The sequence below is a fragment of the Nocardia halotolerans genome, from assembly GCF_042650145.1.
In the GTDB taxonomy this organism is placed as follows: Bacteria; Actinomycetota; Actinomycetes; order Mycobacteriales; family Mycobacteriaceae; genus Nocardia; species Nocardia halotolerans.
Window position 1 is genome coordinate 626,811 of record NZ_JBHSDL010000025.1, and the last position, 26,722, is coordinate 653,532.

General features: G+C 67.6%; 24 protein-coding genes. 8 read left to right on the top strand and 16 right to left on the bottom strand.

From position 1 onward, the window contains the following. Positions 1–61 precede the first annotated feature (61 nt). The gene (locus ACFO5K_RS21415; protein ID WP_378565789.1) at positions 62–535 is read right to left on the bottom strand and encodes a hypothetical protein; all 474 of its coding nucleotides are present in this window, start codon (positions 533–535) and stop codon (positions 62–64) included. On the opposite strand from ACFO5K_RS21415, the gene ACFO5K_RS21420 reads away from it, so the two are divergent. Beyond that, complete coding sequence (locus ACFO5K_RS21420) at positions 525–722, top strand: hypothetical protein (RefSeq protein WP_378565792.1); 198 nt, start codon at positions 525–527, stop codon at positions 720–722. The genes ACFO5K_RS21415 and ACFO5K_RS21420 overlap by 11 nt on opposite strands. Before the next feature lie 441 nt (positions 723–1,163). Further along, positions 1,164–4,496, top strand: coding sequence for an arabinosyltransferase domain-containing protein (locus ACFO5K_RS21425; protein WP_378565795.1), 3,333 nt, complete (start codon positions 1,164–1,166; stop codon positions 4,494–4,496). A gap of 92 nt (positions 4,497–4,588) precedes the next feature. On the opposite strand, the gene ACFO5K_RS21430 is transcribed toward ACFO5K_RS21425, so the two are convergent. From ACFO5K_RS21430 to ACFO5K_RS21470, 9 genes are all read right to left on the bottom strand, one after another. After that, a complete protein-coding gene (locus ACFO5K_RS21430) occupies positions 4,589–4,753 on the bottom strand; it encodes a hypothetical protein (RefSeq protein ID WP_378565797.1) in 165 nt (54 codons plus the stop codon). Between the two features lie 149 nt (positions 4,754–4,902). After that, positions 4,903–8,223 (bottom strand): arabinosyltransferase domain-containing protein, encoded by a 3,321-nt coding sequence (locus ACFO5K_RS21435; RefSeq protein WP_378565799.1) that lies wholly within the window; start codon positions 8,221–8,223, stop codon positions 4,903–4,905. 58 nt (positions 8,224–8,281) lie between these two features. Continuing rightward, positions 8,282–8,797 (bottom strand): hypothetical protein, encoded by a 516-nt coding sequence (locus tag ACFO5K_RS21440; protein ID WP_378565802.1) that lies wholly within the window; start codon positions 8,795–8,797, stop codon positions 8,282–8,284. A gap of 191 nt (positions 8,798–8,988) precedes the next feature. Next, positions 8,989–9,522 carry a hypothetical protein gene (locus ACFO5K_RS21445; RefSeq protein WP_378565805.1) on the bottom strand — a complete coding sequence of 178 codons (534 nt, stop codon included), beginning with the start codon at positions 9,520–9,522 and terminating at the stop codon, positions 8,989–8,991. Positions 9,523–9,688: 166 nt separating this feature from the next. After that, a complete protein-coding gene (locus ACFO5K_RS21450; RefSeq protein ID WP_378565808.1) occupies positions 9,689–11,692 on the bottom strand; it encodes a galactan 5-O-arabinofuranosyltransferase in 2,004 nt (667 codons plus the stop codon). 202 nt (positions 11,693–11,894) lie between these two features. After that, a complete protein-coding gene (locus ACFO5K_RS21455; RefSeq protein WP_378565811.1) occupies positions 11,895–12,323 on the bottom strand; it encodes a VapC toxin family PIN domain ribonuclease in 429 nt (142 codons plus the stop codon). After that, positions 12,320–12,544 carry a type II toxin-antitoxin system VapB family antitoxin gene (locus ACFO5K_RS21460; RefSeq protein WP_378565814.1) on the bottom strand — a complete coding sequence of 75 codons (225 nt, stop codon included), beginning with the start codon at positions 12,542–12,544 and terminating at the stop codon, positions 12,320–12,322. The genes ACFO5K_RS21455 and ACFO5K_RS21460 overlap by 4 nt, the downstream gene beginning before the upstream one ends. Before the next feature lie 124 nt (positions 12,545–12,668). Next, positions 12,669–13,448, bottom strand: a complete 780-nt coding sequence (locus tag ACFO5K_RS21465) for a decaprenylphospho-beta-D-erythro-pentofuranosid-2-ulose 2-reductase (RefSeq protein ID WP_378565818.1) — start codon at positions 13,446–13,448, stop codon at positions 12,669–12,671. Continuing rightward, positions 13,445–14,872, bottom strand: a complete 1,428-nt coding sequence (locus tag ACFO5K_RS21470) for an FAD-binding protein (protein WP_378565821.1) — start codon at positions 14,870–14,872, stop codon at positions 13,445–13,447. Before ACFO5K_RS21470 ends, ACFO5K_RS21465 begins: the two co-directional genes overlap by 4 nt. Before the next feature lie 15 nt (positions 14,873–14,887). Between ACFO5K_RS21470 and ACFO5K_RS21475 the strand changes: the two genes are divergently transcribed. Beyond that, entirely contained in the window at positions 14,888–15,385 is a 498-nt protein-coding gene (locus ACFO5K_RS21475; protein WP_378565824.1) for a GtrA family protein, read from the top strand. Here the strand turns inward: ACFO5K_RS21475 and ACFO5K_RS21480 are convergent, their stop codons facing one another. The 3 genes from ACFO5K_RS21480 to ACFO5K_RS21490 form a co-directional block, all read right to left on the bottom strand. Beyond that, positions 15,386–16,009 (bottom strand): pyridoxamine 5'-phosphate oxidase family protein, encoded by a 624-nt coding sequence (locus tag ACFO5K_RS21480; protein WP_378565827.1) that lies wholly within the window; start codon positions 16,007–16,009, stop codon positions 15,386–15,388. A gap of 168 nt (positions 16,010–16,177) precedes the next feature. Next, positions 16,178–18,349 carry a molybdopterin-dependent oxidoreductase gene (locus ACFO5K_RS21485; RefSeq protein ID WP_378565830.1) on the bottom strand — a complete coding sequence of 724 codons (2,172 nt, stop codon included), beginning with the start codon at positions 18,347–18,349 and terminating at the stop codon, positions 16,178–16,180. Between the two features lie 107 nt (positions 18,350–18,456). Continuing rightward, positions 18,457–18,936, bottom strand: a complete 480-nt coding sequence (locus tag ACFO5K_RS21490; RefSeq protein WP_378565833.1) for a hypothetical protein — start codon at positions 18,934–18,936, stop codon at positions 18,457–18,459. Between the two features lie 192 nt (positions 18,937–19,128). Between ACFO5K_RS21490 and ACFO5K_RS21495 the strand changes: the two genes are divergently transcribed. After that, positions 19,129–19,725: a DUF4282 domain-containing protein gene (locus ACFO5K_RS21495; RefSeq protein ID WP_378565836.1), complete on the top strand. Its 597-nt coding sequence runs from the start codon at positions 19,129–19,131 to the stop codon at positions 19,723–19,725. 122 nt (positions 19,726–19,847) lie between these two features. After that, positions 19,848–20,687, top strand: a complete 840-nt coding sequence (locus ACFO5K_RS21500; protein ID WP_378565839.1) for a helix-turn-helix domain-containing protein — start codon at positions 19,848–19,850, stop codon at positions 20,685–20,687. Here the strand turns inward: ACFO5K_RS21500 and ACFO5K_RS21505 are convergent, their stop codons facing one another. Then, complete coding sequence (locus tag ACFO5K_RS21505; RefSeq protein ID WP_378565842.1) at positions 20,688–21,089, bottom strand: MarR family winged helix-turn-helix transcriptional regulator; 402 nt, start codon at positions 21,087–21,089, stop codon at positions 20,688–20,690. 85 nt (positions 21,090–21,174) lie between these two features. Here ACFO5K_RS21505 and ACFO5K_RS21510 point away from each other — a divergent pair, with 85 nt between their 5' ends. Then, positions 21,175–22,644, top strand: a complete 1,470-nt coding sequence (locus ACFO5K_RS21510; protein WP_378565845.1) for an MFS transporter — start codon at positions 21,175–21,177, stop codon at positions 22,642–22,644. Between the two features lie 185 nt (positions 22,645–22,829). Here the strand turns inward: ACFO5K_RS21510 and ACFO5K_RS21515 are convergent, their stop codons facing one another. Further along, complete coding sequence (locus ACFO5K_RS21515; RefSeq protein ID WP_378565848.1) at positions 22,830–23,375, bottom strand: dTDP-4-dehydrorhamnose 3,5-epimerase family protein; 546 nt, start codon at positions 23,373–23,375, stop codon at positions 22,830–22,832. 2 nt (positions 23,376–23,377) lie between these two features. Next, positions 23,378–24,250, bottom strand: a complete 873-nt coding sequence (rfbA, locus tag ACFO5K_RS21520) for a glucose-1-phosphate thymidylyltransferase RfbA (RefSeq protein WP_378565851.1) — start codon at positions 24,248–24,250, stop codon at positions 23,378–23,380. A gap of 240 nt (positions 24,251–24,490) precedes the next feature. Between rfbA and ACFO5K_RS21525 the strand changes: the two genes are divergently transcribed. Both ACFO5K_RS21525 and rfbB read left to right on the top strand, forming a co-directional pair. Beyond that, the gene (locus tag ACFO5K_RS21525) at positions 24,491–25,540 is read left to right on the top strand and encodes an alpha/beta hydrolase (RefSeq protein ID WP_378565854.1); all 1,050 of its coding nucleotides are present in this window, start codon (positions 24,491–24,493) and stop codon (positions 25,538–25,540) included. 179 nt (positions 25,541–25,719) lie between these two features. Continuing rightward, on the top strand, positions 25,720–26,721 hold the full coding sequence (gene rfbB / locus ACFO5K_RS21530) for a dTDP-glucose 4,6-dehydratase (protein WP_378565857.1): 1,002 nt from the start codon (positions 25,720–25,722) through the stop codon (positions 26,719–26,721). The last annotated feature ends 1 nt before the right edge of the window (position 26,722 follow it).

The window sequence follows — 26,722 nt, forward strand, 5'->3', positions numbered from 1 at the left end:
GATTCACCGAATTCGCGGTGACTTCGTCGCGTTACCCGTCACCGGAATTGTGTGGGTGAAATCAGGGGCCGACGGTGATCGGCGTCGACGGGTTGCTCGTGTTGTTCACCGTGTAGGTGGCCGTCACCGAGCCGGTGGTGGCGCTGGTGGGGCATCCGAAACCGCCGGTCACCTTGATCGGAGCCGAGGCGTTGCTCAGCGTGATCTTCGACGGCGAGCCGTTGGTCCACGAACCGTCGATCGAGGCCGGTCCCGTGGGTGCGACCACGGCCGTGCAGGAGGCGAAGCCGCTGGTCTTGATCACCATGCCACCGGTGGGAATGGCGAGGCTGCCGGTGACGGTCGCCCCGTTCTGCGCGCTGATTCCCCAGCTGCCGCTGGTGGTGATGGTCGCGCCGACGCCCCACATGCTGGTGGTGCAATTGGAGAATGTCGGGGCGTTGATGGGCACCGACACCGGCCCGCTCGCATTGGTGTTGCCGGGTGCGGCGGGTACCGCGCCGGTCGCGTTGGAGGTGTTGCACGTGACGGTCACGCTACCCGCCACGAATTTCACCGAGCCCGAATTCGTCGCCGACACATTCGCACCGGCCGGTGAAATGGTGGTGGAGCCGGCTGCATGGGCCGGCCCTATTCCGAAGGTGACTGCTGCCGCCGCACAACTCACGGAAGCCAGGGCTGCACGCGCAAAGAATCTGTTGTCGAACATTGCGTACTCCTAGGTGAATTCGACAGACATTCGAAGTGAAAGCTGTCGTGTTCAAGAGTACGAACCGCAATTGTGTGAAGTGCGTGATTCGCTCCGACACTTTCGTGCGGAAACGTTGATGATTCCGCCTCCCCGTTGTGCGCGCTGCCTTTAAAATGCACTGGCGTTACTCCGTGTTACAGTTACCGAACGTTTGAGAAACATGCATAGTGCACACTGGTACCATCGAACCATTCCTGTGCTGTTCTCCGCCGCTGTGCGCCGGTCCGCGTCGACCTGGATCGATAGCTGAACGGCATGAATTCGAAACACTGAGCCGCAACCGCCGCGGTGGAGCATGCCCGCTCCGCACCCTTAATGAAACGCTTGAGGTTCACACGATTGAGGGCGGTGTGCCCGGCGCCTTGGCGTGCGACCCCTCACAACCGGGGGCGGACAGATAGCATGGCGAACCGTGCCAGACGCCGCTACAGCTGTTCTCACCAAGCCGCCCGCAGAACCGGTGGCTTCCGCGAAGGACTTCCGCACCGCGCGATGGATCGCGCTGATCGCCGGAATCCTCGGAGCCGTGTTCGCGGTGGCGACGCCGTTCCTGCCGGTCACCCAGACGACCGCGCAGCTGAACTGGCCGCAGAACGGTGAACTGGGCAATCTGCAGGCCCCACTCATGTCGCAGGTGCCGATCGACCTGCACGCCACGATCCCGTGCTCGGCGGTGGACCGGCTGCCCGCACAGGGCGGCATGCTGCTCGCGACCGCACCGCCCCAGGGTGACCGGGCCGCACTCGAGGCGCTGTTCGTCCGCGTCTCGGAGACCTCGGTCGACGTGGTGGACCGCAACGTGGTGGTCGCCTCGGCCGAGCGCGCGCAGATGGGCGGCTGCTCGACGATCACCATCAGCTCCGATCAGAACCGCACGACCGCTTCCTTCGACGGCTTGACCACTCAGGTCGAGCGGCCGGTCCCGGGACAGCCGGGCGCGGTCGAGATGGTGGAAGTGCCGGTGCAGGGTGAACTCGGCGGAGATCTGCGCCCCCAGTTGGTCGGCGTTTTCTCCGACCTGAAAGGTGAGGTTCCCGAGGGGCTGTCGCTGACCTCGACGATCGACACCCGCTTCTCCTCGAGCCCCTCGGCGGTGAAGCTGATCGCCATCGTGGCCGCGGTGCTGTGCACTCTGCTCGCGCTCGGCGCACTGGCCCGCCTCGACGGCAGCGACGGGCGCGGACACCGCCGGTTCCTGCCCAAGAACTGGTTGCGGCCCACCTGGGCCGACGGTGCGGTGATCGGCACCCTGCTGGTCTGGCACTTCGTCGGCGCCAACACCTCCGACGACGGCTACATCCTGTCGATGGTGCGGGTGGCGCCCGAAGCCGGTTACACGGCCAACTACTTCCGCTGGTACGGCGTGCCGGAGGCCCCGTTCGGCTGGTACTACTACGTGATCCAGGTGTTCGCCGAGATCTCCACGGCCAGCGCGTGGGTGCGGGTACCCGCGCTGATCTGCGCGATCCTGTGCTGGATGGTGATCAGCCGCGAGGTGGTACCCCGCCTGGGCAACGCGGTCAAGCGCAGCAAGGTGGCGCTGTGGACCGGCGGCCTGGTGTTCCTCGCCTTCTGGCTGCCCTTCGACAACGGCCTGCGTTCGGAACCGATCGTCGCCCTGGGCGCGCTGCTCACCTGGGTCTCGATCGAACGTGCCATCGCCACCGGCCGCCTGCTGCCCGCGGGCATCGCGGTGCTGATCGCGGCGTTCACGCTGGCCGCGGCGCCGACCGGCCTGATGTGTGTGGCCGCGCTGCTGGCCGGTATCCGCCCGCTGGTGCGCATCATCGTGCGCCGCCACCGCGAGTTCGGCACCATGTCGCTGCTCGCCCCGATCACCTCGGCGGGTCTGCTCGTGCTCATCGTGGTCTACGGCGACCAGACCTTCGCCGGCATCCAGGAAGCCAACCGGGTGCGCCAGGCCACCGGGCCGAACCTGGCCTGGTACGAGGACTACCTGCGCTACTACTACCTGTTCGTCGAGACCGTCGACGGTTCGCTGGCGCGGCGCTTCGCGTTCCTGGTGATGCTGCTGTGCCTGTTCACCACACTGCTGGTGTTGCTGCGCCGCCGTCAGGTGCCCGGTATCGCATCGGGTCCGACCTGGCGGTTGATGGGGATCGTGTTCGGCACGATCTTCTTCATGATGTTCAACCCGACGAAGTGGACCCACCACTTCGGCGCGTACGCGGGCATCGCCGGTTCGCTGGCGGCGGTGACGGCGGTGGCGGTTTCGCAGAGTGCCCTGCGCTCGCGTAAGAACCGGGCGATATTCCTGGCCGGATTGCTGTTCGTACTGGCGTTGTCGTTCTCGGGGATCAACGGCTACTGGTATGTGTCGAGCTACGGTGTGCCGTGGTTCGACAAGACCGTGTCCCTCGGCGGGGTGAACTCGAACACGGTGATGCTGATCCTGTTCGCGGTGGCCCTGGCGCTGGTGGGCTGGTACGCGCTGCGTGAGGACTATGTGCAGCCGCAGCCATCGGCCAAGACGAAACGCGGCAGGCGGATCCGCAAGTTCGCCGCCATCCCGCTGACCGTGGTGGCCGGGCTGATGGTGGTGTTCGAAGTGCTCTCGCTGGTGAAGGGCGCCACCCAGCAGTACCCGGCGTACTCGCTGGCCCGCTCCAACATCGACGCGATCGGCGGCAACGCCTGCGGCCTGGCCAACGACGTGCTCGTGGAACCCGACCCGAACGCCGGGCGGCTCGAGCCGATCGTCAACCCGGCGCGCCCGCTCACCGACCCGAACGACCCGCTCGCGGGTACCGGTTCGGTGGGCTTCAGCCCCAACGGTGTGCCGAGCGATCTGTCCGCCGACGCGGTGGAGGTGAAGCCGGGCACCGGCAACACCAGCAACCAGTCGGTCGGTGCGGCCTTCGCCGAGGGCGAGAGCGCGGGCACCGGTGGTGGTGAGGGCGCGCGCGGCGTCAACGGGTCGACCGCGGCGCTGCCGTTCGGGCTGGACCCGGCGGTGACACCGGTCCTGGGCTCCTATCAGGAGGGTGTGCAGCAGCCGGCTCGCCTGGAGTCGTCCTGGTACGGGCTGCCCGCCCGGTCCGAGGAGTCGCCGCTGGTCGTGATCAGCGCGGCGGGTCGCATCGCCTCCAAGGACGACACCGGCGCCGACAACTACGGTCAGTCGCTGCTCGTCGAATACGGCACGCGCAATCCCGACGGCAGCGTCACTCCGCTCGGCACCTACCTGCCGCGCGATATCGGCCCGTTCCCGTCGTGGCGCAATCTGCGGGTGCCGCTGGCCGAGCTCGCCCCCGAGGCGGACGCGGTGCGCATTCTGGCCAACGACCCGATCCTGATCGGCGATCAGTGGCTGGCGTTCACGCCGCCGCGGGTGCCGAAGCTGCAAACGCTCGACACCTACATCGGCCGCACCCAGCCGGTGCTGCTGGACTGGGCCGTGGGCCTGCAGTTCCCGTGTCAGCGGCCGTTCGCGCACGAGAACGGGGTGGCCGAGGTGCCGAACTACCGGATCCTGCCGGACCGTCCGCTGGCGATCTCCTCGACCGACACCTGGCAGGCTCAGGAGTTCGGCGGCCCGCTCGGCTTCACGCAGATGCTGGCGAGCCGGGTCACCATCTCGACCTACCTGCGTGACGACTGGGCGCGGGACTGGGGTTCGCTGGAACGCTATGACCAGCACTTCGATGCCGTGCCCGCACAGCTCGAGACCGGTACCGCCACCCGCGACGGGCTGTGGAGCCCCGGGCCGCTGCGGGTGTTCTGACCGGTAGAACCGAGAAGGCGCGGACCACTTCGGTGGTCCGCGCCTTCTGTGTTCGGGTCGGGCGGTGGTCATTGCCGGTAGGGCGACTGGGATCAGACGTTGAGCAGGCGACGGTTGAGGTCGCGCCGTAACACCTCTTGCGAAGGCAGCCTTTCCAGTACCCGCATCACGGCAGGTCGTAGTTCTTTTTTCTCGTCGTCGCTGAGCAGGTCGACGAGGTCTCGGAGATCCATGTCATCGATGGCTCGTGTCGTCATACCCACCAGGGTACGTGCTCAAACCCATAGTTGGGCAGACTTTACGGCGTCGGGTCCGCCGGTTTAACCGTATCGAAATCCCAACGGGCGCAAAAGTTTTCGTACTGTGCATGCGCAACTGCCCGCCCACTGCCCTTACACCGGCACTGTCACCCCTGCGCCCGGATCGGCGGCTCCTCCGCCCAGCCTGATCGGTCCACCACCCGCACCGACACCTCGGCCGGCGGCGCGGACTCGTACGGGAAGTACCGCTCGAGCGAACCCCAATCGCGGCCCAGATCCTGATCGAGATACGTGGGCACCGACTCGGCCCGCAGCAGCAGCTCGGTCCAGCCCAGCGGGCCGCCGCCGATATTGTCCTGCCAGGCGTTGGAAGCGTCCGAGCCCACCCGGTCGGGCAGGATCCGCCACTTCGGCGCCTCGGCGACACCGTCGTGGTGCTCGAACGGGCGCTGGCACGGGAACGCCAGGCCGACGTGCCAGTCCAGCAGCACCGGATCGGTGTGGCCGACCACCGAGTCCAGGGTGGCCAGTCGCGGCAGCCGCGGCGGGGTCACCGCGAGCCACTGCTGCCCGGTGATGTCGTTGTCGGTGGCGACCAGGCGCACCGCGTTCACCCCCGCGGGCAACTGATCGAGCGGCACGCGCAGATTGCGCCACGACGGCGCGGGACCGATATCCATCGGCGCCACCGACCCGGTGACCTCCACCTCGCCGTCGGCGGTGTGGACGCCGTATTCCAGGCGCAGCTCCTGCCCGTAGTGCACCACGCCGTCGTTGTCGACGTAGCGGATCCGCCCGGCCGCGGTGACCACCAGCGCCTGATAGGCGGGATCCTCGCGCACGGTGTCGAGATCGGCGCGGTACCACTGCGAGGTCAGCCGCGCCTGCTGCTGCACACCCTCCTGGTAGGAACCGAGAACGGGGGTGCGGGCCGGGTCGAGACCGAACGGCAGCGCGACGGTGCTGCCGTTGAGGCCGGCCTCGTCGGTGGTGCCGCCGCCGGTGCCCGCGCGGGTGGTGTCGGTGGTCTTGTTGGCCGCGTCGGTGTCGACCGAGTTGGCGCCGCCGACCACGGTCTCGTCGGCATCGGCGGTGAGATCGGTGGCCACACCGTCGGGGGTGAAGCCCACCGATTCGGCGTCCAGGCCATCGGCGGGGGCGCCGGTATACGGGGTGAGCAGCGAATCGGCGGTGTTCGTCTCCACCAGCACGTCGTTGGCCAGGGCACAGGTGTCACCCCGCAACGACTCGATATTCGACTTCGCGATCGAGTACGCCGGGTACTGGGTGACCGCGCCCTTCACCATCGACGCGACCTCGAACAGCACGAGCAGCGCCGCGGCGATGGTCAGCGGCATGGTGGCGAACCGGTCGAAACGGGCCGGGCGGGCCGGGCCGCGATAGGGAGCTCGCAGGTGGAAGAACAGTGCCACCAGCAGCGCGAGCACGCTCAGCCCCAGGAACAGGGTCGAGACACCCTTGCCCGCCACCATCGGCGCCTTGTCCCAGAACGGGACGCCGTAGCTCGACACGTACCACCAGCCGTTGGAACCGGTGAAGGTCAGCGCGAGCAGGAACAACACCGCCGCGGCGAACAGCGCCCGGTTACGTGGGGCGCGGATACCGTTGACGCCCACCGCCACCGCGGCCAACGCGGCCAGCGACCCGGCCAGTCCCGCGTACACCCCGAAGTGATGGGTCCACTTGGTGGGCGTCCACATCATCAACAGCAGGGCGCCGAAGACGATGCCGAGAATGCGCACCGACGGGCCCCGCGCGGTGCCCGGGATGCGGGTCTTGCGCAGGACCTGCAGGATGCACACGAGCAGGCACAGCAGCAGCACCAGCACACCGAAGCGCCGCGCCAGCGACCCGTCGGGGGAGAGCATGAACAGCGAATCCCAGCGGGTGCGCTCGTCGAACCAGGCGACATTCGGGCCGACCAGGGTGCGCACCCGGGTGGCTTCCAGGACCGTGGACAGAGTCTGGTCGGCGAAGACGATGATCAGGACCAGGGTGCCCGCCGCGATACCGGGAGCGAGCAGGGCGGCGTAGCGGAAGATCGTGGCGCCCACCGAGAGGCGCGGCCCTGCGGTGGTCTCGGTCGGCACGGTGGCATCGAGACCGTCCTGATCGGCGGCGATCCGGCGCGGCCGGACACCCTGGGCCCGTTTGACGATGATCTGCATGACCGGTCGCGTCCCGGCGATCAGTGCGGCGATACAGATCAGACCGGTGGGCCCGGCGGCGAGGGAGAACGCGGCGATCAGAATCGCCAGGGCCGCGGGCAGCAGGCGGGCGGTGGCGATGGCGCGTTCGATCGCGCACCAGGTGAGCAGCGCGCCCGCCGCGATCAGCGGTTCGGGGCGCAGCCCGTTGTTGTAGGGCAGCCAGAAGGCCAGGAACACCAGGCCCGCCGTCCACAGCGCCACCTTGTCGCGGCGCACTCGTGCGCCCAGGCGCGGGAGCACTTCACGGCTGATCACCGCCCAGCACAGCAGCCCCGCGAGCAGGGCGGGCAGGCGCATCCAGGGGCTGGCATCGGAGATCTTCGTCATCCAGGCCAGCAGTTCGTAGGACCAGCCGAACGGGGCCTCCGGCACCCCGAACCAGCGGTAGTAGTTGGCCATGTACCCCGACGGTCCCGAGGCGCGGGCCATGTTGAGGATGTAACCGTCATCGGAGGTGTTGGCGCCGATCACATGCCAGCCGAGCAGGGTCACGACCACCACCACATCGGTGGGCGTGATCCGCCACCAGTGCCGCGGCAGGAAATGGCGGGCGCGGCGGCCGTCGGCGGTGTCGAGCAGGTGCAGGGCCAGCAGCGCGGCGAGGGTGGCCACCGCGGCGCCGATCATCGCCGCCAGTTTCAGCGGGGTCGGGGTGGAGGTGAACCGGGAGTCGATATCGGCGTGCAGGCGCGCGCCCGTCAGCGCCTCGGCGCCGAGGTCGGTGTACACGCCGACGATCTGCGGCCGCTTGTCGACGGTGACGGTGTTGCGGAACGGGTTGCCGTCCGCGCGGGTCACACCGTCGAACTCGACGGTGGTGGCGGCGACGGCCGAATCGATGGTGATGTGCTCGCAGCCGGCGATCTCGTCGATCGGCGCCGACAGCATCGGCACGTCGCGGGCCTGTACGGTGAGCACACCCTCGCGCGCGATGACGCTCAAGCCCTTGGCGAGCTGACCGGATTCGACGGGGATCGTGGTGAGCAGCGTGGTCTCGCCCTCGGGCAGCCCGCGCAGCATCGTGCACGGCAACTGCGCCTCGACCCGCTGGGGCACATACGACACCAGCGGTGCCTGCACGCTCGTCGCACCCGCCTGCGGCCAGTCCAGGCTCGCGCGATCCTGGCGCACCGGTAACAGCGGTGTGAGCAGGGCGAGCAGGAACCCGAGTAGCCCACAGAGCAGGGCAATCAGGCGGTATCGGGTGAACGCTCGTTCAGATCTGTCCGGTCGCACGGGGACTGATGCTAACCATCGAACCTGTGCGCGACACGGCGCCGCGTCCTGTGTGGCGTTATCCGGTCATCCGGTCGGACCAGTCGAGCTGGGACCGGGCCCAGTCGGGGACCTCGGTGTCGGGGCGGGGGAAGGCGGCGAACTCGGCGCGCAGATCCTCCACCGAGACCTCCGGCATCCAGTCCGCGACAGTGCCGGGGGAGTAGGTCGCCTTGTAGCGGGTGGGCCCGGCGATGAAGATCTCGGCACTGAGCCAGGCACCGGTGTCGGGGTTGTACGACAAACGCTTGTGATCGGCGAGGTACTCGAGCACCTCCAGCGGCGGCACCAGATTGGTGACCGTCCCGTCGCGCTCCTTGATCTGCACCCCGGCCACCGCGACCTGGCCGACCTGAAGCGACCACAGCAGCGCGAACTTCTGACCCGGCGAGAGCATGGCGATCGCGGCATCGATGACGACCCGCTCGATATCGCCGAGCGATTCCAACTGTTCCCGGGGAGCCGATTCCGCGCTGCCCTGGCGATGTTCGCGTGGCAACAGGAGATCGATCCGCTCCGGCCTGCTGAGCGTCATAGCTATACCTCTGCATCCGTACCGATCAGCACTACCAAAACTGATTTCGGTCGGCCGAACTTTTCAACATTTCGCAGCGTACTCGCCCCGCTGGATGGGCTACGCGGCCTTTTCGCCACGTCGGCACATATTGTCATCTACCCCGGTCCGCACACCAGTAGCAACCGGGTGTCCATCAACACAGCCCGCTCTCAGGCCGCGGACGCCCGCAACGCGAACCAGCCATCGCGCGGGTCGGCGAAGCCGTGATAGATCAACGGAACGCGCTGGTCGATGCCGAAATGCCGGTAGACCGCGGCCATCGCCTGCCGCACCGAATGCGCCTGGAAATCGTCGATGCGGCGGGGGCCGATGCGGCGCTCGGGCAGCATCGCCAACCGGGTGAGTTCAGCCGGATCATCCACGTCCAGGCCCCACGGCTCGTCCTCGATGAGGTGGTCGTGCAGCACCGCCCTGGCGGTGGGCGGATCGTGGCGCGGCCCGGTGAACGCAACCCGCTGCACGCGGGCCAGGCCGCGGGTGTCGAGTGGAATGCGGGTCGCCTCGATGAGATCGATGAGGTCGGTGTCGGGGGCGGGTGCTGGGCCCTCGACCGGTGTCTGCTCGAGCAGATGCAGCATCTGCCCACCGCTCACCAGCGGTTCCGGCACCACGAACACACTGATGCTGGGGCAGATGCAATTCATGCCGGTGAGGCACACCCTCGTGTGCAACGGATCGGACATACGTCCTCCTCCGATAGCGGGTCGCCGGGACCCGTGACGTGCAGAGTCTGATTCCAACGCCATCCGTCGCCGGAGACGATCCGCCGACGTCGACCGTGCCGCACCGTCAGTCTAGTGCGGTTCGGCCGCCGGTAGACAGGGTTGCGAAAACACGTATCGCCCCACCTCAGCGGCGCACGGTGACCAGGGTGAAGGGGCCGATTTCGGTGGTGGTGAAGGCCGGATCGGTGAACAGCGACTTGGGGAAGGCGACGGTGTAGCGCTTGACGTTGGGATCGTTGGGGTAGACATCCTCGGCCAGCCGCAGGGTGTAGTTGTCGCCGTCGCTACGGAACAGGAACGCGTCGGGAGCTCGCCACGGGGCCCGCGACATGGCGTCGAGCAGGGCGGCCGAGGAGTCGAGTTCGCTCCAGGCGGCGATGGTGTCGGCGCGGGCTTTGAACTGGGCGAGGGGGTTCGCGTAGTGCGAGGTGAGCGCCTGGAAACCGAAGTAGGGGTAGAAGGACAGGAAGCTGGTGTCGGCGGTGAGGACCACCGATTCGTCACGGGGCCGGCCGGTCTGGGCCAGCAGCGCCTCGTCCACGGCGTGGTAGTAGGCGACGGCCGAGGGCGGACGTTTGTCGCCGCGTTCGCCGTGGGTGCCGTATTCGTCGACCGTTTCGGTGGGCACGGTGTCGGTGTAGGCGGTGTCGATCTCATGGGTGAGCACGGTGGGGATCGTCTGGGCGAAGGCGAGGGCGCCCAGGACCGCGATCGTCGCGGCCGCGGTGCGCAGCCGGGCGGGTTCGTTCAGCGCCAGGTAGACGGCCTTGGCGCCCTCGACGAAGCCGAAAACGCCTGCGGCAGCGAGCACAGCGAGCAGCACCGGCTCGAGGCGGAACGACAGCAGGGTGGTGCCCGCCGCGGTCGCCGCCATCGACAACAGCGTCCACAGGTAGATCGCCACGACACCGATCCCCAGGGCCTGCGCCCGCCGCGACGAACCGGCACGCACCACCAGCCACAGCACACCGAGCAGGCACAACCCGCCACGCAGCGAGAACTCCAGCATCGGGAACGCCAGTTGCGCTCCCGACTGCGGCAGATAGTGGAAAGCGTTGCCCGAGGGCATCTTCGCGCCCGCCAGCAGCTCGAGCAGATACGGCGTCCACACCACCAGCGCCACGACGACGGCGATGGTTCCGATCACCGCCAATCGGGTCAGCGGTGCGATCGCGGCGCGCCACGCCGGCCGCGCGGCGACCGTCGAACCATCGCCGGTGGACCCCTGGCCGACCTTTCGAGCCCCGATCGTGCGCCGCCGGGCCACCGCCCGCCGGGTGTACACCGCGCTACCCGCCGCGATCACCGCCATCAGCACCACGGTGAACGCCGCGATCGCCAGGTACAGCGTGTAGAAGCAGGCCGCGACCCCGAGGAACAACCCCGTGCCCACCGCCGCGCCCCAGCCGCCGGACCGGCGGTACAACGCCCCCCAAGCCAGCACCAGCACCGGGGGAATGAAGACCACGAGCACCGCGCCGTACGCCTCGGGCGAGGCGTAGGCCACCGTCATCGCCGTCACCGCGGCCGCCGCGCCCACCGCCATGTCCGCGCGCACCAACTGCGTCCACAACACCAGCGCCACCGCGGCAGCCACCGCGAGCATCCCGATCGAATACGGCTTGAACACTTCCCAGCCGTCCAGGCCCAGCACATCGCCGACCCGGCCGCCGACCCAGAACCATCCGGCCGGGTAGAACGGCGGCAGATCCACATAATTCATGTCGCGCAGTGCGGCGCTGTCGGTGAGCCGCGTCAGATACTGGGTGCGGAACTCCTGATCCACCGAGACGCCGAACAGATACAACTTGGTCGCCGCCAGCGGCATCCCGAGCGTGACCGTGACGAAGCTCGAAATACCCACCCAGGAAGCGAGTTTCGCGACCACCGGCCACTTGTGCAACCGGATCAGCAGCACCGAGACCGCGAGCAGGGCAATCGAGCAGACCTGACCGACGGTGGTCAACGCCCGGGTCACGTTGGAGGAGTTGAACGCCGGCCACTGCACCGCCGAGAACACGAACAGCCCGACCGCCGCCACCACCAGCGCCACCAACGCGGCCGCAAGCCCCTCGGCTACCCCGGTCGCGATCTTGCGCCCCACCCGCACGTCATCGTTGGTCGTCATCGGGGCGCGTCCTCCGGCTCCACTCAGCTGCACGGTCCGAGCCAGCCTAGTGGAGCCGACTCACGCGCCCGGCCGCACCGGCGACCGCTCGGCCTCGCTGAGTTCGCGGCAAATAAGCTCATGCGAAGTCAGGGTCGGCTTCGCAGGATTCGGCGAACGACAACCGCTGACGAGCGTTGGGCTCGCCGGCAGTGCCGGGCATTCAGAAGGTGAGTTCCAGTGGCCCGTCGTGGACATTGACTTCTCGCAGTTCCGTGGCGAATCTCGTCGCGGTGACGAAGTCTTTGTCGTCGTGGACGATGATGAGGTCGTGGTATCCGGCCGTCGCGCATATCTGAAGGTCTACTGCCGAGAACGCATTGATACAGCCGCCTTGGGCCGCGCGATGCTGGAAGGTTCCGATCCACGAGCCCGCTGACTTCGGCACCGAGATCTCGCGGTAGAGCTGCTCGAACCGCATGGCGAGGGTGGAAAACTCCGCGACGTTGCGTGACGAGCTCAAGAACTCGGTCCGCTGGGGGTAACAGGAACGGATCATCCTGTCTGTAGTCGTCGTGCGCCAAGTCTCGCGGAGTTCGTCAGACCGGAGAATGCGCCACAATGCCGATGAGTCGATCAGGTAGCCCGTCACCCTCTACGCGCCGCTCGGTCGGCCCGGCGCGCAGCCTCAGCGCCCTCCAAGTCCATGCTCTTGGCCAGTTCGAAGAAGTTGTCGTAAGCGGCGTCGAGGGTGAGTCGCTGGTTGTACTCCTCGAGCGCCGCGGCGACCGCTGCGGTCTTCGTGCGGTGCTTGCCCAGGCGCTTGGCGGTTTCCAGCGCCTCATCATCGATATCGATATGCGTCAGTGACATGTCAGCACTCCTGTACATATTCGGGCCGACTATCGTCTCAGAATTGTACATCCACACCCCTCCGTTAAACGAAACTGCCGCACCGTTAACAACGGTGCGGCAGTTATTCGAAGCGGTACCCCGCCTAGATGGGGAGCTTGCGGAAGATCGGGCGGGGAACGTGGCGCAGGGCCGACATCACGAAGCGGGCCTCGTTCGGGGTCCACACGATCTCGGTGCCCTTCTCCGACGCCGCGACCGCCAACCGGGCAACATCTTCCGGGTCGACCGTGAGCGGAGCCTCCTTGGAACCGGTGGCCTCCCAGTGCGCCTTGGTCGCCGAGGTGCGCACCTGCATCGGACGCACCACCGTCACACGCGCACCGTGCGGGCGCAGCGCCTCACCCAGACCGAGGTAGAAGCCGTCGAGGCCGGCCTTGGTGGAGCCGTAGACGAAGTTGGAGCGGCGCACACGCTCACCGGCCACCGACGACATCACGATGAACCGGCCGTGCCCCTGCGCCTTGAACTTGTCGCCGACCAGCACACCCACCGACACACCGGCGGTGTAGTTGATGCCGACGGTCATGACCGCCTTGCGCTGGTCCTGCCACAATTCCTCGGCGTCACCGAGCACGCCGAACGCGACGATCGCGACATCCACGTCACCCGCGGCGAACGCCGCGTCGACTACCTTCGGGTGCGAGTCGGTGTCGAGCGCGTCGAAATCGAGGACCTCGACCGCGCTCGCGCCCGCGGCCTTCAGCTTCGCGACCGCGCCGTCGAGCAGCGGATCACCGGGCAGGTTCGCCAGGACGATCCGGGCCGGGCCCTTGCGCAGGTACTCGGCGCAGATCGCGAGACCGATCTCGGAGGTGCCGCCGAACAACAGGATGGTCTGCGGGTTGCCAACTGCGTTGATCACTGGAGCTCCAGCCTCCTGGCCATATCGGACATGAACACGCCGTTCGGGTCGACACTGCGGCGGACCTTGATCCACTCGTCGATCCGGGGGTACATCTTGTGGAAGGTCTCGGCTGAGGTGCGCGAATCCTTCGCGGTGTAGAGGCGACCGCCGAACTCCAGCACACGCCGGTCGAGGTCAGTGACGAACTCGTTCAGCCCGGGCGAGATCGGGAAATCGACGCAGATGTTCCAGCCGGCCATCGGGAAACTCAGCGGCGCCTGGTTGCCCGGCCCGAACAGCTTGAACACGTTCAGGAACGAGTAGAAGCCCGAGCTCTGGATGTCGATGATGATCCGCTTGAACTCCTCTACCGACTCCGGCGGCACCACGAACTGGTACTGCAAGAAGCCGTTGGAGCCGTAGCCACGGTTCCATTCACCCATCATGTCGAGCGGGTGGTAGAACGCCGTCAGACTCTGCGGCTTGTCGCGGTAGGTGCCGGACTTGCGGTACCAGAGCTCACCGATCGGCGTGAAGGTGTACTTGTTGGCCAGCCCGTTCGGGAAGGCGTCGGGCAGCGTGAAGAAGGTTTTGCCATTGAACCGCAGCGGGTCCTTCTGCAGCTTCTTCGGCAGCTGATCGAGCTTGGCCAGGTTGCCGCGGGAAATGGCGGCGCGGCCGAGCTTGGGCAGCGGGCTGATGGCATCGAACCAGGCCGAGCTGTACTCGTAGCGGTCCTCGGAACCGTCGCTGTGGAAGGCGATGGTCTCGTCGAGGGTGGCGGTGACATCGCCGTCGGCGATGAAGTACGCGGTTTCGGTCGGTGTCATCTCGACCGTCGCGCGCAGGATGATTCCGGTGAGGCCGCTGCCACCGATGGTCGCCCAGAACAGCTCCGGATCGGACTCGGCGGTGATGTGCCGGACCACACCATCGGCGGTGAGCAGATCCATCGACCGCACGTGATTGCCGAAGCTGCCCGCGCTGTGATGGTTCTTGCCATGGATATCGGAGCCGATGGCACCACCGATGGTGACCTGGCGGGTGCCCGGTAGCACCGGAACCCATAGGCCGAACGGTAGGGCAGCCTTCATCAGCTGATCCAGATTCACACCACCGTCGACATCGACCAGGCGGGTCGACGCGTCGATGCTGTGGATCCGATTCAGCGACGGCATGTCGATGACCAGGCCGCCCGCGTTCTGGGCGTTGTCGCCGTAGGAGCGGCCGAGGCCACGGGCGATCACACCACGACGCAGGTGCGCGGGCTTGGAATCGTTGTCCTCGGCGACCATGCGCACGGCCTTGGCGATCAACTCGGGATCGCTGGTCGAGAGCACTTCGGCGGAGGTGGGTGCGGTGCGACCCCAACCGGTGAGCTTGCGCGTGCGCGTAGGAAGCGCAAACGGCCCATCGTTGGTGGTCGAAATGTTCTCAGACATCGGCTAAGAGGCTACATGCATGGCGCGGCACTCGACCTGTCTCGTAGTGTTCCTCACGTGCAAGACCAACCGCATCTGCCGCTTCCCGCTGAGATTCCCCTGGTCGACGAGCCCGGTGGGACCGACGTCGACCTGAAGACGCAGATCGTGCGGTTCACGCTGACCGGCGGTTTTTCCGCGGTGGTGGACTTCGGGCTGCTCACGCTGCTGTCGAATGTGCTCGGGGTGCCCGAGATCCTGGCCAAGGCGCTCAGCTTCATCGCGGGCACGACCACCGCGTATCTGATCAACCGGCGCTGGACGTTCCGGGCGGAGCCGAGCCGGGCGCGGTTCATCGCGGTGGTGGCGCTGTACGCGGTGACCTTCGCGGTGCAGGTGGGGATCTACGCGCTGCTGTACTTCGCGCTGGCCGACGAGTGGTGGCGTCAGCCGCTGGCGTTCGTCGTGGCGCAGGGCACGGCGACGGTGATCAATTTCGTGGTGCAGCGTGCGGTGATCTTCAAGATCTCCTAGCTAGCCGGCTTTGGCGTCGATCTGGTGCCGGGCGGCCTTGACGCCGAAGTAGTCGCCGCCCTTGGCGCGGACGTTGTCGGTGCCCCATTCCCGGCTGTCGCGGGCGATGGGCACCATCTGTGGAATGTGCTTGCGGCAGTGGATATAGGCCTCTTCGACATCGACGACCACCCACACCTGCGAGAGCTTGCCCCGTTCGGCCGGCGGCAGATCGGTGACGGTGTCGCGCAGTTCGCTGTCGGCGACCATGCGCGCGCTTCCGTTGATGTGCAGCCCGATCAGGTCGCGCACGAAGTCGATCATCAGGATCCCGACGTGCGGGTTCTCGGTGATGTTGCCCAGGCTGGCCATCACCCCGTTACCCCGGTACTCGGGGTACGCAATCGTGCGATCGTCGATCACGTGCAGAAAGCCGGGAGTACCGGCCCGGAAGCTGGCGTCGCATTCGCCGTGTGCGTCGGCGGTGGAGATGAAGGCCATGTCCATCCGCGCGACGAATTCCATCATCGTGGGGTTCAGGTAGTCGATGACCTGGTCATCGTAGAAGCGTTCGGCCCGGTCCACGGTGCCCAACGTGTGCTGTAGCTCGTGCTCTCCATCGCTGCCGATGTGTTTTCCAGGCATCGGGGCCCCTCTGCTAGCCGTACCGGGTGATGCGGGTCTCGCGCCGAAACCCCCGCTGTGACCGCAATCTCATCCAGTCTAGGGGACGCCGGCCCTTCCCGTGGCGTGTCCATTGTTGCGAATGCGATGAAAGCGGGGTTTGCGCAAGGGTTTCCAGGTCAGGACTGATCAGGCCGGTTTCACCGTCACCGGGACCCCGTTGAACACGGCGGTGCCGGTGACCGCGTCGACCACCGAATCATCGGTCAGCACATTGGCATTCACCCCGGCGTTGGCTCGCGCCACCGACTGGGTGGTGCTTGCGCCGTGGCCCCAGCCGTGCGGCAGGCTCACCACGCCGGGCATGATCGTCGCGGTCTGCTCGACCGGCACCGTCAATGCCCCTGCCGCTGAGGTCACCTCGGCCTGCTCGCCGAGGCCGAGCCGGTGCGCGTCGTCGGGATGGACCTGCAGTGTGCAGCGGTTGGAGCCGCCGACCAGCCCGGCGATGTTGTGCATCCAGCTGTTGTTGGAGCGCAGCTGCCTGCGGCCGATCAGCACCATCGGTGGCGCGCTGGTGCCGAGCCCGGCGCGCAGGCGGGCCACGTCGGCCAGCAGTTGCGGCGGCGCGAGCTCCACCCGGCCCGACGCGGTGCGCAGCACGTCGGGCAGCCGTGGGCGCAGCGGGCCCAGATCGATGCCGTGTGGGTGCTCGAGCAGGGTGCGCAGGCTCAGCTCACCGCCGTTCCAGGCGCCGTAGGGGCCGAGCTTCAGCATCAGATCGAGCCGTTGTTCGGTGGTGTCGGCGCCGGTCAGCTCGTCGCGCCGGTCACTGAGGCCCGCCTTGTGTAGAGTGGCGGCGATGACCAGCTCGTCGAACATCGCCAGTGGGGCGGCCGTGCCGGTGCCCGCGTGCGGTTGCCCGCTCACGGCGGCGGCGAGGCGGACCACGACCTCGGACTCCGACGGGCGCCCGTCGAGGGGGACCAGTGGCGGCGAGTAACGCGCGTAGTTGCGCACCGCGAACTGCAGCAGGGCGAAGTCGTAGTGCGGTGACTGCACCGAACGCGGCGGCGGCAGGATGACGTCGGCATGGCGGGTCGTCTCGTTGACGTAGCGGTCCACGCTCACCATGAAGTCGAGCCCGGCCAGTCCCCGGTCCAGCCGGGCCCCGCTCGGCGCCGACAGCACCGGGTTGCCCGCCACCGTCACCAGTGCCCTGATCTGGCCCGGTCCTGGAGTGTCGATCTCGTCGGCCAGGGTCGCCACCGGCAGCTCACCCATCGCCTCGGGCAGCTCGCGCACCCGGCTGGTCCAGCGCCCCGTCCGGAACGGTTTGCTGCGCGCGACGCCACCGGCCGCCGCGGCGGCGAACATGGCGCCACCGGGGGAGTCGAGGTTGCCGGTGAGGGTGTTGATCGCGTCGACCAGCCATTGGGTGAGGGTGCCGAACTCGGCGGTGCAGGTGCCGATGCGGGCGTAGACCGCGGCGGTCGGGCTGGTGGCGAGTTCGCGGGCGAGGCGGCGCACGGTGCCCGCGTCGATGCCGGTGCGTGCCGCTACCGCTTCGGGGGTGAATTCCTGGGCCGCCGCGCGCAGTTCGTCGAGCCCCGCCACGTCGACGCGCACGTCGACGAGGTCCTCGGCGAAGAGCGTGTGCACCACCGCGAACAGCAGGTAGGCGTCGGTGCCGGGCCGGATGAACAGGTGTTCGTCGGCTGTCGCCGCGGTGCGGGTGGCGCGCGGGTCCACCACCACCAGCTTGCCGCCACGCGCGGCCAGCGCTTTGAGGCGGCCGGGGAAGTCCGGCGCGGTGCACAGCGAACCGTTGGATTCCAGTGGATTGGCACCGAGCATCAGCAGCAGGTCGGTGCGGTCCAGGTCGGGTACCGGGACCGTGAGCGGGTCGCCGAACATCAGGCCGGCGGCGACCTGTTTGGGCATCTGGTCGGCGGTGCTGGCCGTGTAGATGTGGCGGGTGCTCAGCGCGCGGATGAGGGCGGGCAGATACAACGCGCCCGCCACCGTGTGCGCATTGGGATTGCCCAGGTACACCGCGGTCGAGCCGCTGCCGTGCGCGGCGACGACCTCGGCGAAGCGGGCCGCGATCAGGTCGAAGGCCTCGTCCCAGCTCGCCTCGGCGAATCCGTCGCCGTCGCGGATGAGCGGGGTGGTCACCAGGTCGGGGTCTTCGTCGAGCTTGCCGAAGCTGGCGCCCTTGGGGCAGAGGAAACCTTTGCTGAAGGGGTCGTCGCGGTCACCGCGTACCGAAAGCACCCGGTCGGTGTCGTCGAGGGTGAGGGTGAGCCCGCAGACGGCCTCACACAGCGGACAGGTACGCAGCAACGAACGCGGAGCCATGCCCCATCCTTACGCCCACCGGGGCGGGCGATGTCCGAAAACGCCGAAAAACCCGCGAGGGCGACGTCGGGGAGGCGTCGCCCTCGCGGGTTCGGGAAAGATCTGGCCTAGCAGGCCACCGTCAGCGCGGCACGCTTGCGGGTGGTGGCGGCGCGCACGGCGGCACCGAGGGCGACCACCGGCGGGAGCCAGCGAGCCTCGGCCGGGGCGACGCCCCACGCGGCGGAGCCGGCGGCCAGCTGGGTCGGCGGCAGCGGGACGCTCGCGCCGTCGGTGTGCACGATGACACCGACCTCGCGCATCGCCTCGATCGCCATGGCGGCCTTGTTGACGCCGGTCACCAGGTGGATCTCACGACGCTCCTGGCCCGGGATCTCGATGACGGGGCCGGACAGGTTGTTGGCGCGCAGAAAGCGGCGGACCTCGCCGGCCATCTCGCCGGTGATCTCGATGGCCGACACCTCGGCATCGGTGACCAGGCACAGACCGTTGGCTGTTTCGGCGACCGTCCATCCCCGCGCGGTGTACTCCTGCGCGGCGGCACCCTTGTCGGCGGCCGTGGTGGTGGTCGGAAACGTCGTGCGCACTGTGTTCTCCATTCCCCGAAGAGCTCTGTTCCTGCGTTCATGGGCGTATCGGCGACGGGCATGTCACTTGTTACGCCGTTTTCGAAAAATATCCGCGAGTGTCTGCTTCGTCTCATTCGGTTGACCTCCGCTATCGGAGGTCCGGGCGGTCGGATGTTGGCGTGTCGGCCGAAAGCGGGCAGGATTCGGCCCATGACCGACGTGCCGAACACCGCTGGGTCGACCGAAGACGTCGCCGAGGAGTTCGAAGCCGAATCACGCTGGCTCTCTTGGAAAGAGGCCGATGTGAAGCGTACGGGGCAGCGGCCCGAACACGCCGACGAGGATGCCGATGCGGCCGAGCCGGCGCGCGACGCGGGCTTCGTCGAACCGTTCCGCAGCACTCGTTCGGCCACCGAGTGGGGCGCCGAAGCTCTGCGCTCACTGCTCGACGTGCAGTTTCGCAGGCCCGCGACCAGGACTTTGCTGCCGTTGGCCTACATACTCGGGGTGGTCTCGTTCGGGATCGGGCTGCCGCTGGCGCTCACGGTGCTGATGTGGCGGGCTTCGGTGCTGCTCGGGGTGCTGGCCGCGCTGATCGCGGTGCCGCTCGGGCTCACCATCGCGGCCTCGGTGCGCCTGATGCTCGAATTCGCCGACAACGCCGCCAGGTTGGCCGGTCGTGTCGAGCACATCAGTGAGTTGGCCGACGGGCTGTTCCAGGCGCTTTCCGACGTCGCCGAGCCGGTGAACCAGCTCTCCGAAGACGTTCGGGCGGTGCAGTTCTGGCGCTTCAGAAAGAAGAAGTAGGTGTTGCGCGGTGTCGTATTCATTGTGAAACAATTCGTCCGCAGATCTGATGATGCGTCAGCTGCGTAGGACGGTCTCCGGAAGCCAAGGGGGAGGCCGGATTTTGGAAACAGGGGGGAAGTATGGCTTCACCGCAGGGTGTCACCGGTTCGACCATGCCGCGCAGGCAGCTGGGCAGGCACTTACGTGACCTGCGCAATCGCGCGCGCATGACCACCAGGACCGCGGCGACGCAACTCGAATGGTCGGAAGCGAAGATCTGGCGGATCGAAACGGGGCAGACGTCGTTGCGCAGCCTCGACGTCGAAGCGATGTGCAAGGTCTATGGCGCACCGGATGATCTGGTCGAGCCGCTGGCCGCGCTGGCTCGCGAAACCAAGGCACGGGGCTGGTGGACGAGCTACAACGATGTGATTCCGGAGGGCTTCGACGTCTATATCGGCCTCGAGGAGGCCGCCAGCGCGCTGTCGATCTATGAGAACGGTCTGGTCCCGGCGCTGTTGCAGACCGAGGACTACACCAGGGCGCTACTGGAACAGGCTCAGCCGGATCTGACCGACGCCGAGTTGGATCGCAGGTTGCGGGTGCGCGCGGCCAGGCAGGCGCTGCTGGTCCGGCCCGAGTCGCCGCTGCGGTTGCACGTGGTGCTGGCCGAAGCGGTGCTCACCCGCCGCATCGGTGACGATCGGGTGCTGGCGGGCCAGCGTGCGTGGTTGCGGGAGCTCGCCGACCGCGACACCGTGCGAATCCAGGTGGTGCCCGCTGACACGGGGTATCACTCGGGGCTGGAGTCGGGCCGGTTCACCATCCTGGAATTCGACGGCTCGGGTGACAAGCCGGAGCCCCCGGTGGTCTATGTGGAGACCTTCGCCGGGACGGCCTATCTCGACAAGCCGAACGAACACGACCGCTATCGCGGCGCGTTCACCGACATCTGCGCGGCCGCCTCCGGGTCGGTGTAGCTACCAGGAGTCGGTGAGAACCGAACGGTGCGTGGGCAGGGCCTGGTCGTAGACCGCCCTGCCCTTGTCGGTCAACCGGACGAAGATGGCGCGACGGTCGGCTTCGCACATGGTGCGTTCCACCAGCCCGTCGCGTTCGAGCCGGGCCACGGCGCGGGAGAGGGCGCTCTGGCTCAGGTAGATGTCGTTGGCCAGTTCGGTCATGCGGTATTTCTGGCAGGCCGCGTCGACCAGCCGATCGAGGGTCTCGAATTCGCTGAGCCCGATCCGGTGTTCGTTTTGCAGCGCCTTCTCCAGCGCGCAGCTCACGGCGGCATGCCGATCGAGCAGTTCGCGCCACTGTCCGACCAGCTCGGTGGGCGCTTCGTTGCGCCGAGCTGCGTGGATGGCCGGGTTCGACATGGCCCCATCCTAGTGGTCGCCCCATGCCTATGCAAACGCAATTTATGTGTTGGCAATTAATGCGTGTGCATGTAACGTCTGCCGCATGACTTCGCCAGCTTCGCTCTCGGCCACAGACCAGGCGGCCGATCCGACCAGATGGCCCACCCGGCTGTGGGCCATGCTGATCACTCTGTGCATCGTGCTGTTCCTCGACGGGCTCGACGTTTCGATGATCGGCGTGGCCCTGCCGTCCATCGGCGCCGAACTCGACATGTCCACCTCCACCCTGCAGTGGCTCGTCGGCGGTTACGTGCTCGGCTACGGTGGCCTGCTGCTGCTGGGCGGCCGCACCGCCGACCTGCTCGGCCGCCGCAAGGTCTTCCTCGTCGCGCTGGCCGTCTTCGCCGTGGCCTCGCTGATCGGCGGCCTGGTCAGTGACCCGACGCTGCTGATCGTCACCCGCTTCATCAAGGGTCTGGCCGCGGCGTTCACCGCCCCCACCGGCCTGTCGATCATCACCACCACCTTCGCCGAAGGAAAAGCGCGCAACAAGGCGCTGTCGATCTACACCGTCTTCGGTGCGGGCGGCTACTCCATGGGCCTGCTGTTCGGCGGCCTGATGACCGGCATCGGCTGGCGCTGGACCTTCCTGCTGCCCGTCCCGATCGCCCTCGCCGCGCTGGTCGCCGCGTTCTTGCTGCTGCCCAAGGACGGCAAGGCCGAAGAAGGCGGGCACGACCTACTCGGCGCGCTGCTGTCCACCGGGGGCATGCTGCTGCTGGTCTACACCGTGGTCACCGCGCCCGAAGTCGGCTGGGCCTCGGCACGCACACTCGGCTCGTTCCTCGCCGTGATCGCCCTGTTCACCGCGTTCGTCGTCACCGAACAGCGGGTGCGTCACCCGCTGATCCGGCTGGGCATCCTGCGCAAGGTGTCGCTGGTGCGGGCCGGACTGGCCATCGTCGCGCTGGCCGGCTCCTACTTCAGCTGGCAGTTCATCGTCACCCTGTACCTGCAGGACACCCTCGGCTGGTCGCCGCTGAAGCTGGCGATGGCGTTGCTCCCGGTAGGTGTGCTGGTCGTGGGTTCGGCCTTCTTCTCCGACAAGCTGATCGACCGCTTCGGCACCGGACCGGTGATCGCGGTGACGCTGTCGGTGATGGCCATCGGCTACCTGATGTTCCTGCGCATCGACACCGCGCCCGACTACCTGACCGTGCTGCTGCCCGCCGTCTTGCTGATCGGCGTCGGCTGGGTGGGCTTCCCGGCCATCAACGTGCAGGCCACCAGCGGTATCGAGGACGAAGAGCAGGGCCTGGCGGCCGGCGTCTTGCAGACCTCGATGCAGGTCGGCGCGGCCGTGGTGCTCGCGGTGACCACCGCGATCGTCACCTCCGGCACCCACACGAGCACCTCACCGCAGCAGATGCTCGACACCTACCGCCCGGGCCTGGAGTTCGCCGCAGGCGTCACCATCGTCGGCGCCCTGGTAGCACTCACCGTCTTCTGGCCGCGCAAGCGAGTCACTCCCACTGCGGTGATCGAAGAGAAGGTACTCGAGCCGGTCGGCTGATCGTAAATACCCGAATGGCACCACCTTTCACAGGAGTGGTGCCATTCGGCGTTCGCAAAGCTGTCCCACCAAGGTTTTTCGGCCGCCTCGCATCCGAGGGGCGATACGTAACGGCGAAGCCGAAGTATCGCCCCTCGGATGCGAGGCAACCAGGGCCGAAAAACCCGCGGCGCCAGCCGCCCATGTCACAGCCCCTTGGCGGCTTGGTCTTTCGCGGAGCGGATGTAGGTGAGTGGGCGGCCGTCGCGTCCCTCGGTGGGCCAGTCGATGGCCAGCTGGGGGTCGAAAGCGTCGAGGTCGCGGTCGAATTCGGGGGAGTACTCGAGCGAGCACAGGTAGTTCACGGTCGAACGGTTCTCCAGGGACAGGATCGCGTGGCCGAGGCCCTCGGACAGGAACACCGAGCGCCGGTCCACGTCGTCGAGCAGCACGCTGTCCCAGGTGCCGTAGGTGGGTGAGCCGGGGCGTAGGTCGACCACCACGTCCAGGAACGCACCGCGTACGCAGGTCACATACTTGGCCTGTCCGGGCGGGTCTTCGGTGTAGTGGATGCCGCGCAGCACACCGGCGGCCGAGACCGAGGTGTTCACCTGCTGCAAGCCGAAGGGGCGCCCGGTGGCCTTCTCGAACTCCGAGGCCTTGAACGTCTCGCAGAACATGCCGCGGTCGTCACCGAGCAGGCGGGGGGTGACGACCCACGCGCCGGGGATCGTCATTTCACGAAATTCCATGCTTACCAGTCTTTTCCGCGGTCGATCAGGTCCAGCAGGTAGCGGCCGTAGCCGGAGCGCACCATCGGCTCGGCCAGCTCGCACAGCTGTTCGTCGGAGATCAGCCCGCGCCGCCAGGCCACCTCTTCGGGCACGCCGATCTTGAGGCCCTGGCGTTCCTCGATGGTGCGTACGTAGTTGGCGGCGTCGAGCAGTGAGTCGAAGGTACCGGTGTCGAGCCAGGCGGTGCCGCGGGCGAGCACGTCGACGCTGAGCCTGTCCTGCTCGAGGTAGGCGCGGTTGATGTCGGTGATCTCGTACTCGCCGCGCGCCGACGGGCGCAGCGAACGCGCGATCTCCACTACGTCGTTGTCGTAGAAGTACAGGCCGGGGATGGCGTAGTTCGAGCGCGGCACCTTGGGCTTTTCCTCGATGGACACCGCGCGGCCGTGCGCGAATTCCACCACGCCGTAGGCGGTCGGATCGCCGACCCAGTAGGCGAACACCGCGCCGCCGTCGATGTCGTGGAAGCGGTGCAGGCTGGTGCCGAGGCCGGGGCCGTGGAAGATGTTGTCGCCGAGTACCAGGGCCGCGGGTTCGGTGCCGATGTGGTCGGCGCCGAGGACGAAAGCGCTGGCCAGGCCGTCGGGTTCGGGTTGGACCACATAGCTGATGGCCACGCCGAACTGGCTGCCGTCACCGAGCAGGCGGGTGAATGCGGCGGCATCTTCCGGCGTGGTGATCACGAGAATGTCGTCGATGCCTGCCAGCATGAGGGTGGACAACGGGTAGTAGATCATCGGTTTGTCGTAGACCGGGACGAGCTGCTTGCTCACCCCGCGCGTGATCGGGTGCAACCGCGATCCGGTGCCGCCCGCCAAGATGATTCCGCGCATAGGTGGCAAGTCTGCCAGTTCCGCGCTTGTCGAAGACGGGGAGGTTCCGACACGTAGACGAATTGGTCACGGAGGTTTCGGGACCGGGCGTGTCGGGCGATTCCTGGTACAGACGGGGCGTGCATCTGATTATGTGAGCCTCGATGTGTGAAACATCACTGTGTTAGATGTCAGCGCCGACATCCGATCCGGGGATTGCCTGGGGAGGGGTCGACGCGCCAGCTCTGAGGTAGGTGCGCGATGGTAGTCACGAAGATCGGCAGGCCCGGTGCGATCGGCGGGATTCTGCCCGCCGCCCCGGCACCGGCCGCGGACAAGGTCGCCCAGGGCATCATCGTCAACTCCGGGCGCGGCAGTACTTCCTCACGAGTCCTGATGGGCGCCTGCCTCGGACTCGTCGGGCCACTGCTGCGCACCGTCCCCATCAACCGGACCACCATCCCGGTCGGCGCCGCCGCGGTCGACCTGCTCGCCCGGCTGCGACCCGAACCACAAGGCATCGAGCGCGAACAGATCCAGCTCGACGGCTTCAAGATGGAAATCGTGCGGCCGGCCGGCGGTTCCCGCGCCCTGCGCCACGGCGCCATGCTGTACCTGCACGGCGGCGGCTTCGCGGTCTGCGGGCTGCGTACGCACCGCGCGATCGTGGCCGGCCTGGCCAGGCGGACCGGGCTACCGGTGCTCAATGTCGAATACCGGCAGCTCCCCGGCTCGATCGACGCCTCGATCGACGACTGTGTGCTGGCCTACCGCTGGCTGCTGCGTCACGGCGCCGACCCGGCTCGCATCGTGTTCGCCGGTGACTCGGCGGGCGGCTTCCTCACCTTCGCCACCGCACTGCGCGCGCGTGAGATCGGCCTGCCACTGCCCGCCGGCCTCATCGGTCTGAGCCCGCTGCTCGATCTGGACTACCGGGCCAAGCAGGACTACGTGAACGTCAGCCGCGACGCCTACATCCCACTGGCCGGGCTCGAGGCCGTGGTGCATCTGGGCGCCGAACACGCGGGTCCGCTGGATCCGGCGCTGTCACCGGTCAACGCCGACCTGGCCGGCCTGCCACCGGTGCTGCTCATCGCCGCCGAAGACGAACTGCTGCGCTACGACTGCGAACTCATGGCCCACCGCCTCACCGCCGCCGGTGTCCCCAACACCCTCGAGCTGTGGCGCGGCCAGGTGCACGCGTTCATGAGCATCCTGCCGAGCATGCCCGAAAGCCGCTCGGCGCTCGGACGGGTGTCGAAGTTCGTCCGCACAGCACTGGCGCCGGCCGAGCGCGCACGAACTGCCTGAGCCCGTCACGGCTGGACGCGTCACGCCTGGACGCGTCACGCCTGGACATGGGCTTGCCTGGGCCGCGGCGTGCCTGCACGCGGAACGCTCGAGCGGGGGTGGCCCGGACTGACGCCAGACGGCTGGTTTGTTGACAATGCACCGGCCGGGGCGAGCACCGAGCACGTATCGTTGACGCCGTGCGAGTGCTCGTTACCGGCGGGGCCGGGTTCATCGGTGCGAATTTCGTCCACCAGACCGTGGCCACCCGCCCGGATGTCGGGGTGACCGTGCTCGACGCGCTCACCTACGCGGGTAGCCGCGCGTCGCTGGATCCGGTGGCCGACCGGATCGACTTCGTGCACGGCGACATCGCCGACCTCGACCTGGTCGACAACCTGGTGAGCGGGGTCGACGCGGTGGTGCACTTCGCCGCCGAATCGCACAACGACAACTCCCTGGCCGAGCCGTGGCCGTTCGTGCAGACCAATATCGTCGGCACCTACTCACTGCTGCAGGCCGTGCGCCGCCACGACGTGCGCTACCACCACGTCTCCACCGACGAGGTCTACGGCGACCTGACCGCCACCGACCCCGCGTTCACCGAGACCACCGCCTACAACCCGTCGAGCCCCTACTCGGCGACGAAGGCCGGCAGCGACCTGCTGGTGCGCGCCTGGACCCGTTCGTTCGGCGTGCGCGCCACCTTGTCGAACTGCTCCAACAACTACGGCCCGTACCAGCACGTGGAGAAGTTCATCCCCCGCCAGATCACCAATCTGATCGACGGGGTGCGCCCACGTCTCTACGGTGCGGGCCACCAGGTGCGCGACTGGATCCACGTCGACGACCACAATCGCGCGGTCTGGGACGTGCTCGAGCGCGGCCGGATCGGACAGACCTATCTGATCGGCGCCGACGGCGAACTCGACAACCTGAGCGTGGTGCGGCTGATCCTGCAAGCCTTCGACCGCGACCCCACCGACTTCGACCACGTCACCGACCGCCCCGGCCACGACCAGCGCTACGCCATCGACGCGAGCCTGCTGAAAGCAGAACTGGGCTGGTCACCGCGGTACGCGGACTTCCGCGCCGGCCTGGCCGACACGGTCACCTGGTACCGCGAGAACGAGGACTGGTGGCGGCCGAAGAAGGCCGCCACCGAACGCGCCTACGCGGCCGCGGGCGAACAGAAACTCTGAA